Genomic DNA, 13,489 nt, shown 5'->3' with positions numbered 1-13,489 from the left:
AGATCATTTCAGGGCGCCCCGGCTCTTCGGCGCCGTGCCCCTCCAGCCCCTGCTCGACGTGGGGCACCAGCTCGGCGATGTGGACGGGGACGGGGACCTGGATCGGTTCGAGACATCGGCCGGGTCGATCCGACTCTCCCTCAACGACGGGGACGGCGACCTCCTCGCGCCGGTGCAGATGTCGGTGCCCTCGATCGCTGCGATCTCGCGGGCCGTCCTCGCCGACCTGGACGGGGACGGGGACCTCGATTGCGTCGCGCGCGGTGGCGAGACGCCTGCCTCGGGCGTCCTGGTTGTCGCCCTGTGGAGCGCTCCGACGGGTCCGTTCGTCGAGTCAGGGACGGCGCCGCTCGCGCCGCAGACCCACCCCGAATACACCTACCTGGCGGCCGGTGACCTGGACGGGGACGGCGACGACGAGGTGGTCTCGGTGCTGACGGAGGCCTCGGGCGTCTGGACCCTGACCCCCTGGGACTGGGACGGGGCCCAGCTCGTACCCGGCCCGTCCCAGTCCTTCGGGTCCTTCCTGAACACGTTCGGCGTGCCCCTGATCTGCGGCGACCTGACCGGTGATGGGCGCGCGGACGTCGTCGTCGCCGCGCTCGAGGCCTCGCAGTCCAAGGCGCTGGTCTTCACCTCGAACGCGGGTCAACTCCTCGCTCCGGTCGCGACGGGCCTGGGCGCCTTCGTGAGCACGGAGCTGCACCTGGGCGACCGCGAGGGCGACGGCGACCTGGACGTGTTGTCCGCGTCCGCCGGACCCCAGGGCTTCGGCTCGGCGCTGCAGTGGCTGCGGAACGATGGGAGCGGATCGCTCCAACTGACCCCCGCCAGCTTCTTTGGCGAGCTCGATGGCTTGGTCGTGGCCACGGGCGACTGGGACGGCGACGGGGACTCCGACGCGGTCGGGCCGCGGGGCATGTTCGAGAACCTGGGCGGGAGCTTCGCGGTCGCGGCCTCGGTGCCGACCTTGAACGCGCCGGTGGCCGTCGCCGACGCGAGCGGGGACGGCCTGGCCGACTACCTGGCCGCGGGGCGCCTGATGGTGGGGGACGGCACCTTCGACCTCGGCCCGGACGCCTTCTTGGACCACGTCGACCGGGCCTTCGATCTCGACGGCGACGGCGACCTCGACCTGCTCGCGCCGGGCTTCGACCAGGCGGTCTACGCCGGCGATCTCGCGCTGCTCGAGAACGACGCGTCAGCGGAATTCGCGCCGGCGGATCCGTCGTTCCCCGGACTGGCGCCCAACGAGCAATTCACGGCGGCTGTCGGACCGGCGGACTTCGACGGGGACGGTCGGCTGGAGTTCGTCTGCAACGTCGGAGCGACCCCGCACCCCTTCATTCCCCCGGCCTTCGTGCGGCGGGTCCTGTTGCGCCAGACCGCGCCTGGGACCTGGACCGAGGACCCCGCCGCGACGTCGACCGTGCCGCTGCCACTGGTGGCCCAGGAAGAGGGCCTCTTGGACGTGGACGGCGACGGTCGGCTCGACCTGCTGCAGGCGCTCCTCGGCGCCTTCCAGCTCCCGACGATCTACTGGTCGGCGGGCGACGGCGCCGGGGGCTTCGGGCCGATCCAAGCCATCGCCGACGCCTACTTGCAGGAGGTCGTGGACGTCGACGGGGACGGTCTCGCGGACCTCGTCACGCGCGGCACCAACGGCACGCCCTCGGCTCTCTTCTCGCTGCTGCGGAACCAAGGTGGCGGCAGGTTCGCGAGCGAGCTCCTGATCAGCGCGACCACGGTGGACCTCGTCGACCTGGACGGGGACGGCGACCCGGACCTCGTAGCGCGCCGAATCGAGACCGGTGGCGCGGACCTCCTGGTCGGGCGCCTCAACCAGGGCGGCAGCTTCGGCGCAGAGCAACTCCTCGCGACCGGCGCGGCCTGCCCCAGCACCAGCTTCGGTTCGGAGTACTACGCCGCCGACGTGGACGGGGACGGCACCCTCGACCTGCTGAATCCGTCCGTCGCGAGCGTGGACGGCACCCTCGGCGTCTACCGTGGGATCCCCACCGCCAGTCCCCTTGGCTTCGAGCCGCAGCGTTGCTTCGCGGTGCCCTACACCCGCCTCGTCGCGGACCTGGATGCGGACGGCGACGTGGACCTGGCGGGCCAGCACCTCTACCTCGGGCGGACGGTCCAAGGCGCGACGGCGCCGCTCACGGAGCAGTACGGGTCCGGGGCCACTGGCACCGGCGGTTGGACTCCCCTGTTGGGCTACGACGGCGTACCGGTGGTGGGCGAGACGGTCACGACGCGCCTGGTCAACGGGACCGGTGGCGCGCCCGCGTTCTACTTCTACGGGACCAGCGCAGCCCTGCTCGCGGACTTCCCCGCGCCGGGGCTCACGGTCCTGATCGGCGACTTCTTCCCGCCCATCGTCCAGGTGCTCTCGGGATCGCTCGGCGCGCCGGGCGCCGGGCAGTTCCAGTTCCCCTTCTCCGTGCCGCCGAGCTTCGCGGGCTTCGAGCTCTTCAAGCAGGTCCTCGTCGTCGACCCGGCGGGTCCGGGTGGCTTGACCCTGAGCAACGCCCTCCGCGTGCGCTACGGCCAGTGAGCGAGCCGCGGCCGCCCCCCCGTCGCGGGGGGGCAGCCGCGCCGGGAATCTCAGTCGTGGTGGTTGGCGAGGGCGCCGCTGAGGTCCTTCGAGCCCGGGAAGAAACCCAGGCCCTCCTCCCAGATCGCGAGCGCCTTGGCCGAGTCGCCGCGCTGCCAGTAGAGATTGCCGAGCAGCAGGTAGGGCTGTTCGTGACTGGGGTCGAGGGGCATCTGCTTCTGCTTGTCGATCAGCACTTCGAACTGGTTCACGGCCTCCGCTTGCTTGCCGAAGATCGGCGGCCAGAAGGAGAGCGAGACGGCCTTCGACATGCGCGCGCCCCAGTGGTCCTCGTCCAGCTCCAGGGCCCGGTCGAAGGCTCCGTCGGCCTTGGTGGCCCAGACCCCGGCCAGGGGCGAGTTGCCGACCTCCTGGATCTTCTGGATGTAGGCGCCGCCGAGCTCCACCTGGGCGTCCGGGTTGTCGGGGTCGGCCGCCGCGCGGGCTTCGAAGCGCGCCACCAGCTCGTCGATCAGGCCCTCGTCGATGGCGCGCTTCCACAGCTCGGCCGTCTCCACGTCGCCGAAGTTCGCGGCGAGGATCTGCGCCATGAGCGCGTCGACGGCGGCCTCGCTGTCGACGGCGACCGCGGGCGGCGCGAGCCCCGCCGCGGGCTCGTCGGCGGAAGCCGGCCCCGCCGTCGCGACGGGCACGACCTGACGGGCGGCCGACGCCAGGCGCATGTCGACCCGGGCCTCGAGCGACGCGAAGGCCGCGTCGCGCTCGGCTTGGGCGGACTCCATCGCACCCAGCCGCTGCTCGATGGCGCGCAGTGCGAGAACCGATTCGTCGGGGGAGCTGGACTCCACCACGGGGCTGGGGCGCAGGACCAGCACGACGCCGGCCGCGGCCAGGCCGCCGGTCAACGCGCCCAAACCGAGGATCGAGAGGGGATTCATGGGTCTATTCATCCAGGACAAGGGTGACCTCCACCCGCCGGGTCTGGCCGGCGACGGCGAGGATGGTTCGTTCCGCGCGGGCGAAGCCCGGCGCCTGCACACGCACGGTCCAGCGGCCGTCCGCGACACTTTCAATCACCGACAGCCCGTCGGGACCGGTCCGGAACCGGCCGTCGTCGAAGACCTCGAGACCCCCGGCGTCGATCAGGTCCACGTCGACGTCGGCGATCGGTCGGCCCTCGAGGTCGCGGCACTCGACCTCGATCGTGCCGCCGGGTTCGAGCGTGAGTTCCAGCGTCGTCCGCTCGACGCCGAGTTCCACCCGCACATCCTCGACCAGGGTCGCCGCCAGGTCCGGGCGCGCGGGCACGACCAGCAGGCGATAGTCCCGCGGTCGGACACCGTCGAAGGCGAAGCGGCCGTCAGCGCCGGTGAGCTGGCGCCCGGCGAAGACCAGGCGGCCCCGGTCGTCGTCGCACAACAGGAGCAGGGTCGAGTCGGGCACCGGGCTGCCGTCGTCGGCGGCGGTGACGCGCCCGCCCAGGGAGGCCGAACCCACCGACATGCGTACGCTTCGGTCGAGGCCTGCGCGCAGATCGACCTCGTCGTACAGGACCATCTCGGACCCGGCCTTGGGTGCGCCGTAGAGGGCGTACTCGCCCGGAGCGACGCGCTCGAAGCGGAAGCGGCCCTCGCCATCGGTGGTCACCGCCGACCAGGAAGCGATCCCGTCGTCGTCGCCCACGGCAGCGTCCGATTCCAGGACGTGGCTGCGACTGAGGGTGATCACGTGGCCCGCGAGTGGAGCGCCCAGGGCGTCGACGACGATCCCGCTCAAAGCGACACCGTTGTCATGCGGAACGAAGTCCACCCGCCGCTGGCCGCCCGCTGGCAGCACCAGCGGCAACATGGCCGAGGGCGCCTCGGGCTCGCTGGTCTCGAACAGCAGCACCACGTGGATCCCGGCGGGCAGGCCGTCGATGCGGTACTCGCCGCGCTCGTCGGTGATGGCCGCGCCGTAGAAGCCCTTGCGCGTGCCGCCCGGTGATTCGAAGTAGCTCGAGACGACCACGGCGCCGACGCGGGGCCGACCGAACTCGTCCGCCGTGCGACCGAAGACGGTGCCGCCGGCCGGCAGCTCGAAGCGCAGGTCCTCCGCGGCCCGCGCGCCGATCTCGACCTCGATCCAGACCGGCGCGTGGCCGGGAGCTGTCGCGCGCAGGCGGTGCTTGCCAGTCGAGAGGGGCGCGAGTTCGAAGGCACCGGCGGCGTCGCTGCGGGCGACGACTGCGGGGACCTCGCGGTCGCGCTCGCGGTCTAGCCCGGCGTCGATCACCTGCAGCGGGAGGTCCTCCTCGCTGAGGATCAGAGCGCCCTCGATCGGCGCGCCGGTCGCGGCGTCCAGCACCTCGCCCCGGGCTCTGCCGCCGAGTTCGAGCTGCACGTCGACCTCCAACAGTCCGCCGGGCCGCAGATCCACCTCGCCGCGCCAGGGCGCATAGCCCCCGGCGAAGACGTGCAGGGTGTGGCGGCCGGCGTCCAACTCGGAGAAGGTCCGGCGGCGCGTCGTGTCCGGCGCTTCGGAGCCCTCGTCGCCGCCCCAAGCCGGCAGCAGAATCGGGTCGACGACGTCCGGGAGCTGGGCCGAGCGCAGAAGCACCGCACGCACCGACGAGGGCTGCGGGCCACCCTGGGGCAGCGAGAGCTCGATCGACAGACGAGCCGGATCCTCGGCCTCCCCGCTGGCGGCATCGGTCGCTTCGTCGGCGCCGTCGGCGTTGATCCCCGGGATCGCCGGCAGGCGCCGTCGGTCGCCCACGGAGTCGAGCAGGCCCGCGAGGAAGTCCCGGGGCGAGCCGATCTCGTCAGCCTCGTCGGCAGCCTCCGCGGGCGAGCCCGCGGACTGTCCGTCGCCAAGGGTCGACCCCGGGTCGGAGAGGGCCAGGTCGTTCCCGGAGCCCACGCCCCCCGGAGCCGCCGCGCCATCGAGCAGCGCGCCAGCACCCAGCAGCAGGGCCAGGGCCGCCGCCGCTGCGAGGATCGCCCAGCCCACGGCGGAGTACCGCGGCCGTTCGACCACCGGCGCCCAGCGCTGGGCCGCACGCTCCACGAAGCGCCGCTCGAGCGACGCGCGAAAGTCGGGGCTGACCTCGACGGGCCGCCAGGCGCGCCGCAGCAGCCGCTCCACGTTGCGCTCCAGGACGTCGCCCCCGCGCCGATCCCCATCGCCAGATGCGCCCCGAGCCATCACGCCAGCCCTCCCCGCCGGTTGGCGAGCAGTGAGAAGACCCGTCCGAACGCGGTGCGCGAGCGCGTGAGCAGGGACTCGGTGGCCTTCTCGCTGCGCCCGCCTCGGGCCCCGATCTCGCGCACGCTGAGCCCGTCGACGTACTTGGCCGTGAGGGCCTCGCGGTAGTCGGGCGGCAGGGACGAGAGGGTCGCGCCAACCAGCTCGGCGGTCTCGGCGCGCTCCAGGACGGACTCGGGCAGCTCCTCGTGGTGGATCCGGCTCAGGATCGCGTCGATCTCGTCGTCGGCCTCCTCGAGCAAGTCCGCGATCGGCCGCGGTCGCCGCCGCCGGCGCAGCTCGCGCAGCTTGTTCTTGGCGATGCCGCACATCCACGTGTGCAGGGACGAGCGCCCGTCGTAGCGATCCAGGCGATCCAGAGCGACCAGGAAAGTCTCCTGGACCAGGTCCTCCACGGCGCCCCGGTCGGATCCGGCGCGGAAGTGCACGAAGTCGTGCAGGGCGTCGAAGTGGCGCCGGAACAGGTCCTCGGCGGCCTGGGCATCGCCACCGACGACCGCGTCCCGCAGGCGCAGGTCATCGGCGTGGGTCGCGTCCGGCGCGGCTGCGGGCGAGTCCGGGGACGCGCCAGGAGTGGGGGCGGGGGGCTGCACCCCTCCAACGTGACCCTGCCGCCGCGAATCCTTCGCGCCGAGCGGCGAATTCCGCCGGGGGCCGTCCATGGCCCCGCTGGCGCTGCGCGAGGGCCGCCTAGAATCGTCCCTCGCGGAGCACCGCCTCCCACTCACTCTCGTCCAGGCCCCCCGTCTCCACCTGCCATGCGACGTCCCCTGTCCCGCGTCTTCATCCTCTCGAGCCTGGCCCTCGCGGCCGCCTGCGCCGGAACTCCCGTCGGGGAGGGGCCCGAGGCCCGCGCCATGGCCTCGGCGGCCGACGACCTCCAGCCGTCCATGGCCGCGGCCTTCGAGCGGGCCAAGGCCTCGATCGACACCATCGCCGCCCTACCCGACGATCGGCGGACCTTCGAGAACACCCTGGACGCCGTGGACGCGACCATCGCGACCCTGTTCCGCGAGGTGCGCTTCACGGGCTTCATGAAGGACGTGCACCCCGACCCGGCGGTGCGCGCGGAGGGCAACGAGGTCGATGCGGCCCTGTCGAACTGGTTCAACGAACTGATGTTGAACGAGGGCCTCTACAACGCCGTGCGCGCCTACGCCGACACCGAGCCGGCGCTGGAGGGCGAGCGCGCGCGCCTGTTGTCGGAGTTCCTGCGCGACTTCCGTCGAGCGGGGATGGAGCTGGACGAGGCGCAGCGCGCGCGCGTGGGCGAGCTCGATCGCCAACTGGTCGAAGTGGGGCAGGAGTTTCAGGAGAACATCGCCGGCGACGAGACCCTGGTGGCGCTCACGGCCGACGAGCTGGCCGGCGTGCCGGCGGACGTGTTGGCGAGCTACGCCCGCTCGAGTGACCTGTACCTGGTCGACATGGCCTACCCCAGCGTGCTGCCGATCTTCCAGCGCTGCACGGTGCCCGAGACGCGGCACAAGGTCTCCCTGGCCTTCTCGCGCCGCGGCGGCGAGGCCAACGTGCGCGTGATCGAGCGCATGATCGCCCTGCGCCACGAGCGCGCGCAACTTCTGGGCTACCCGACCACGGCGCACTACGAGACCGAGGTCCGCATGGCCAAGGACCCGGAGACGGTGATGGCCTTCTACGCGGAACTGACGCCCAAGCTGCGCCGCAAGTCGATCGAGGACGTGGCGGAGTACACCGCCGCCAAGCGCGAGGACACCGGGGACCCCGAAGCCGTGCTGAACCCCTGGGATCGCAGCTTCTACCACGACTACTTGATGCGCACGCACTACGCGGTGGACCAGCGCGAAGTGCAGCAGTACTTCCCGATCGAGGCCGTCCTGGGCGGCATCTTCGACCTGACCCAGGAGATCTTCGGCCTGCGCTTTGTCGAGGTCACCGAGCTGGCCGCCGAGCGCGGGCGGCCCCTGTGGCACCCGGACGTGCGCCTGTTCGACGTGTTCGACTCGGCCTCGGCCGAGAAGCTGGGCGAGTTCTACATCGACCTCTACCCGCGCCCGGGCAAGTACAGCCACGCGGCCCAGTTCCCGCTGACCCTGCGCAAGGTGCATCCGGACGGCACTGTCGAGCTGCCGGTGGTGGCCCTGGTCTGCAACTTCACCAAGCCCACGGCCGACGCACCGTCGCTCTTGACCCACGGCGAGGTGGAGACCTTCTTCCACGAGTTCGGGCACTGCATGCACTCGATCCTGAGTGACGTGGACCTGGCCTGGTTCGCCGGCACCCAGGTGGCGCGCGACTTCGTCGAGGCGCCCTCGCAGATGCTCGAGAACTGGATCTGGAACGCCGACGTGTTGAACCGCTTCGCGCGCCACCACGAGACCGGCGAGCCCCTGCCTGCGGAATTGCTCGAGGGCCTGATCGCGGCCAAGAACCTGGGCTCCGGCTACAGCAACGAGTACCAGCTCTACCTGGGCCAGATGGACATGGCGTTCCACATGGACCCCGACGGGGACGTCGACACCGCAGCGGTGGCCCACGAGGTCTACGCGCGCTCGTGCCTGCTGCCCTGGGTCGAGGGGTCGCTGGGCTACGCTTCCTTCGGGCACTTGAACGGCTACCAGGCGGGCTACTACGGCTACCTGTGGTCGCTGGTCTACGCCCAGGACATGTTCACTCCCTTCGCCGACGGGGACCTGCTCGATCCGGAGTTGGGTCAGCGCTACCGGCACACGGTCCTGGCCCGCGGGGGCACGGTCGACGCGATCGACCTGGTGCGCGAGTTCCTCGGCCGGGAGCCGAACAGCGACGCCTTTCTCGAGCACCTGGGTCTCGGCGAGTGAGCCGGGCTGAGGGGGGGGGAGGGGCTGGCCCTCCCCCCGCGACCGAGCTCGGGCCCTCGGCAGACGAGTCCTTCGGACGGGGACGGCCCGGGCTGGCACTGCGAGTAACCCTTCCGAAAACGGCCGCTTGCGCCGCCTAGCAAGTAGCTTTGATGGACTCCATCCGGGCGCAGACCGAGCCCCATTGCCCCTGACCTCGAAAGCGATGTTCAACGACCAATCGCGCCGGCCCGCGGAGCAGCTCCGCGGCTTCCTGCGGCCCCTCGTCGCCCTCTCCCCGATCGCGGCCCTCGTCGGTGCCTGCTTCTGCGCCCTCGGCTCCACCGCCGCGGCTCAGAACTACGACGCGCAGATCAACTACGACCAAAGCGCCCAGCCTTCGGACCCCGACTACGAGGAGACCCTGGCGAACCTGTGGTATCCGGCCGCGAAGGGACTGCCCGCCCTGGGCTTTCCGGTCGAGCCGCTGCCGGTGATGGTTTCGGTGCGCGGTGGCAACACCAACAACATCACCGTGGGCACGGGCAATCCCGACGAGCTGACCAACCTGTCCAACGACTTCGGGTTCCTGCACGTGGACTGCAACTACCCGCTCGTGGGGCCGACCGAGGACTACCACGTGGCCTCGGCCGGTCTGGGGCTGATGATCCAGTGGCTGCGCGGCAACGCGGCCGAATACAACATCAACCCGGAGCAGATCTTCATCCAGAGCCGCTCCTTCGGGACCATTGCCATGTACCCGGTGGCCCTGCGCGAGGACTTCGCCGTGCCCGGCTCGGCGGATCCCGTGTTGGTGCAGTCCAGCCGTCCCGACTACTACATCCCGCGCCTCGGGCCGTCGACGCTGACGTGCTTCTCGACCCAGGCGGGGCCCTGGGACAGCACGATGAGCGTGTTCTTCTTCCCCGGTCAGACCTTCGACCAGGGCACACCCGAACAGCGCCTGGAAGAGTCGGCCTATTGGTCGCTGCTCAACCCGCACCTCTACGACCGTCAGCGCACGCCGCCGATGTGCGTCGTCTACAAGGCAGCCCACACGGACGTCTGCGGTCAGGTGACCGACGTCCACAGCGGTCTGTTCGGCGACGTGATGCTGGAGGCCATCGAGGACTTCGTCGAGCTGACCGGCGATCGCGAGTTCGGGCAGCGCTCGAGCTCGATCGACATCTCGTCCATGCCCGACGCCACGGGCGCCATCGTGGCCTGGGCCGTCAAGCGCCTGGCGGCGGACTTCGATGGCCTGTGGCTGGTGCCCCCGACCGGCATGGTCGGCAGCACCGGCGGGGACATCTCCCTGACGGTCTTCGGCGCGAAGGCCGGCGCCACCCTGGCCTACTACACCGGCACCACCGCGGGCACCTTCCCGATGCCCGGTTGCCCGAACCTCGAGGGTCAGATCACCGACTTCACCCTGCTCGGAACCGCGCCGGCTTCGCCGGCCGGGGTCGGCACCTGGACCTTCCCGGTCGACGCCTCCTCGGTGGGCCAGACCGCGCTCTTCCACGTGGTCGACTTCGGGAACTGCGTGATGAGCAACGTTTCCAGCCACGTCTACTTCTGAGCCGGTGATTGCAATGATCCTCCCCATCCGATCGACCCTCGTCGCCGGCTTGATCCTGGCTGCGCCCCAAGCGGGGCTGGGCCAGGACCTGGTGCAACAGCACCTGTTCACCTTCCGCGGCAAGGCGCTGCTCGACCACGCCGGCAGTTCCGTGGCCGTGCTCGGCGACCTCAACGGCGACGGCCGGGCGGAGGTCGTGGTGGCCGCGCCGCGGCCGATCACCGGCACCGTGGGCTACGTCCAGGTCTACGACGGAGCGACCGGCGCGCCCTACTACCGCATCGACGGTCCGACCCTCGCGGACGGGCTGAGCGACCGCTTCGGCGAGGCGCTGGCGGTGGTGCCCGACATCAACGACGACGGCATCGCCGACCTCGCGGTGGGGGCTCCGCGCGACGACGACAACGGCGCGGAGTCGGGCTCGGTCTTCGTCTACTCCGGCCTCGACGGACTCGAGCTGCACCAGTACGTGGGCCTGCCCGGCGAGCGGCTGGGCGCGGTCCTGGCCCTGGCGGACCTGGACGGCGACGGGCGCGACGACCTGGTGGCGAGCACGCCGGGAACCCAGGCGGCGGTGGGCTTCTCCGGCGCGTGGTTGCGCTCGACGGCCATCGCCGAGGCACCGAGCGCGAGCGAGGTGCTGCTGGTGGTCTCGGGGCCCGGCAGCTTCGGCACGTCCATCGCCGGCCTGGGTGACCTGACCGGCGACGGCTCCGAGGAGTTCGCCGTGGGCTCGCCGGCCTTCGACGCCCTGGGCGGCTTGCTCCCGGACGCGGGCGCGATCGACATCTACTCCGGCTCCACCGGAACCCTGCTCTACCGCATCGAGGGCAGCCAGGCCGGCGCAGGCTTGGGCACGTCTCTGGCGCGTATCCCGAGCGTCGACGGCGACGGGCTGGACGAGCTGGCCGTGGGATCGCCATGGTTCGACGGCGTGGCCGGCGAGGACTGTGGCCGCGTGCAGCTCTATTCCGGCGATTGGCTGCGTCAGAGCGCCCAGGGCGGCTCGCCCGCGGGCACGCCGACTCTCTGGGTGGTGCAAGGCACGACGGCCCTGGACCGCTTCGGATACCGCGCCCGCAACCTGGGCGACATGGGCGGCGACGGGATCGCGGACGTGGGCGTCGGCGCGCCGCGCACGGGCAACGTCACCAATGGGGGCGCGGCGCGCGTGCTCTCGGGGATCGACGGCACCGAGCTCTTCGCCCAGGGCGGAGGCGCCGGCTCCCTGACCGGCGTGGCCCTGGCCAGCGGCGACGTGAACGGCGACGGGGAGCTCGACCTGGTGGTCGGTCAGCCGCGGGACGGTGGCGAGGGCTACGGCCTGGCCAAGGTCGTCTCGTCCAAGGAACTGCGGCTGACCGCGGACCGCCATAGCCTCTCGGTCAACGACGGCGGGACGGTCCACTTCGACCTGCAGGGCACGCCGAGCTTGATCGGGCACCTGTACGTGCTGCTTGGAACGGCCAGCGGCACCTCGCCCGGGCTGCCGACGCCCGCAGGTGTGCTGCCGATCAACTTCGACGGCTACACCAACTACACCCTCAGCCAGGCGCCCGAGCTGGGCGGCTTCTTCGGCTTCTTCGGCGCCGGCACCCACGCCCAGGCCTCGATCTTCCTGCCCGCGGGCACCTCGCCGTCCCTGGTCGGCGTCAAGTTGAACTACGCCTGGGCGACCCTCGACATGGGCACGCCGGGCTTCCCGACCACTGCCGTCAGCAACGCGGTGCCCCTGGGTTTCGAGACCGACACCTGCGTGGCGGTCGGCGGTCTGGGGGACTGCAACGGCAACGGGCAGCTCGATGCCTGCGACATCGCCGACGGCACCTCGATCGACTGCAACCAGAACGGCCTGCCCGACGAGTGTGAGTTGCTGGTCGCGGGAGCCGACGTCGACCTGGATGGCATCCTCGACGTGTGCCAGTCGGTGGTCTACGTCGACGCCTCGGCGACGGGAGCGAAGAACGGAACCTCGTGGGCCAACGCCTACACCGACCTGCGCGCAGCCATGAGCCTGGCGCCCGAGTATTCGCAGGTGTGGGTCGCGGTGGGCACCTACACGCCCTGGCCCAACGACCAGAACCACGGCGCGAGCTTCCTTCTGCGCGACACCGTCGGCGTGTACGGCGGCTTCGTCGGCGGCGAGACCAGCCTCTCCCAGCGCGACTGGGTGAACTTCGCGCCGACCCTCTCGGGCGACGTGCTGTTCGACGACTTCGCCCCCGGCGGAGGAATCCTGGACAACTCCTGGAACGTGGTCGGGGCCGGCACGAACGCCGGACCGACGGCGGTCCTGGATGGCTTCCGGATCAGTGGCGGCAACGCGGTCGAGGTGCTCGGCTGCGACGTCTTCGCGGTGTACTTCTCGAGCTGTCGCGGCGGCGGCCTCTACAGCGAGGGCGCGCCGACCATCCGCCACTGCGTGTTCGAGTCCAACTTCGGCGGCCACCACGGCGGCGGGGCCTACACCCTGCGGGACACCCGCTTCATCGACTGCGAGTTCGTGGCCAACGTGGCGATCCGCGGCGGCGGCGTCTACAGCGACGTGGGCGCGAAGCCGACCTTCCAGGACTGCGTCTTCCGGCAGAACAACGCCCAGTTCGGCGGCGGGATCTTCGCCACCGGGATCGCGTCGGCCGGGCCCCTGCTGATCGACTGCCTGCTGATCGGGAACAACAGCGCGGAGGGCGGCGCCGCCGCCTACGCGGAAGTCGCCTCGATCAACCTGGTGGGCTCGACCGTCGTCCACAACCGCTCCCAGACCACCGGCGGCGGCGTGTTCTCGACCTTCGGCTCCTCGGTCGCCCTGCGGAACTCGATCCTGTGGGGCAACCGCGGCGCCGGCGGCGTCGGCGGACAGGCGGAGCAGATGCAGTCCGCCGGCGGCCTGCCCAACATCCAGTGGACGACGATCGAAGGCTGGAACGGCTCCCTGTTCGGCATCTCGAGCGACGGCAACAACCCGCTGTTCGTCGACATCGACGGCCTCGACGGCATCGCCGGCAACGCCGACGACAACCTACGCCTGGCCCCCGGCTCGCCCGCCCGCGACTCGGGCAACAGCATCATCGTCCCCACGGACGTGTTCGACGTGGACGGCGACGGTGACAAGTCCGAGCCCCTGCCCCTGGACCTGGGCGGCAACCCGCGCGTGGTCAACGACCCCCTGGCCCCCGACACCGGCGTCGCCGGAACCCTTGGCGCCGTGGTCGACCGCGGCGCCTACGAGGGCTGAGTGCTGTGACCGCCCCGTGTCGCAGGACACTCCGACGCGGGGCGAGCGAAGCCCGCGAATCGGCA

7 protein-coding genes are annotated in these 13,489 nt (G+C 71.3%); 4 read left to right on the top strand and 3 right to left on the bottom strand.

Going from position 1 to position 13,489, the window contains the following annotated elements; translation table 11 throughout:
* Positions 1-34 precede the first annotated feature (34 nt).
* Positions 35-2,563 carry an FG-GAP repeat domain-containing protein gene (locus Pla133_RS18415; RefSeq protein ID WP_419191710.1) on the top strand — a complete coding sequence of 843 codons (2,529 nt, stop codon included), beginning with the start codon at positions 35-37 and terminating at the stop codon, positions 2,561-2,563.
* 50 nt (positions 2,564-2,613) lie between these two features.
* Here Pla133_RS18415 and Pla133_RS18410 read toward each other — a convergent pair whose 3' ends face one another.
* Genes Pla133_RS18410 through Pla133_RS18400 form a run of 3 tightly spaced genes read right to left on the bottom strand, consistent with a single transcriptional unit; the run spans position 2,614 to position 6,402 of the window.
* A complete protein-coding gene (locus Pla133_RS18410; protein WP_145067930.1) occupies positions 2,614-3,501 on the bottom strand; it encodes a tetratricopeptide repeat protein in 888 nt (295 codons plus the stop codon).
* A gap of 4 nt (positions 3,502-3,505) precedes the next feature.
* On the bottom strand, positions 3,506-5,749 hold the full coding sequence (locus Pla133_RS18405) for an MSCRAMM family protein (RefSeq protein WP_145067928.1): 2,244 nt from the start codon (positions 5,747-5,749) through the stop codon (positions 3,506-3,508).
* A complete protein-coding gene (locus Pla133_RS18400; RefSeq protein WP_419191709.1) occupies positions 5,749-6,402 on the bottom strand; it encodes an RNA polymerase sigma factor in 654 nt (217 codons plus the stop codon). Before Pla133_RS18400 ends, Pla133_RS18405 begins: the two co-directional genes overlap by 1 nt.
* A 165-nt stretch (positions 6,403-6,567) precedes the next feature.
* Here Pla133_RS18400 and Pla133_RS18395 point away from each other — a divergent pair, with 165 nt between their 5' ends.
* From Pla133_RS18395 to Pla133_RS18385, 3 genes are all read left to right on the top strand, one after another.
* A complete protein-coding gene (locus tag Pla133_RS18395; RefSeq protein WP_145067924.1) occupies positions 6,568-8,628 on the top strand; it encodes a M3 family metallopeptidase in 2,061 nt (686 codons plus the stop codon).
* Between the two features lie 205 nt (positions 8,629-8,833).
* Positions 8,834-10,189 (top strand): hypothetical protein, encoded by a 1,356-nt coding sequence (locus Pla133_RS18390; RefSeq protein ID WP_145067922.1) that lies wholly within the window; start codon positions 8,834-8,836, stop codon positions 10,187-10,189.
* Positions 10,190-10,202: 13 nt separating this feature from the next.
* Complete coding sequence (locus Pla133_RS18385) at positions 10,203-13,424, top strand: right-handed parallel beta-helix repeat-containing protein (RefSeq protein WP_145067920.1); 3,222 nt, start codon at positions 10,203-10,205, stop codon at positions 13,422-13,424.
* The last annotated feature ends 65 nt before the right edge of the window (positions 13,425-13,489 follow it).

It is taken from the genome of Engelhardtia mirabilis (genome assembly GCF_007748095.1).
Lineage (GTDB): Bacteria > Planctomycetota > UBA1135 > UBA1135.
This window is presented reverse-complemented; position numbering and strand designations above follow the sequence as displayed.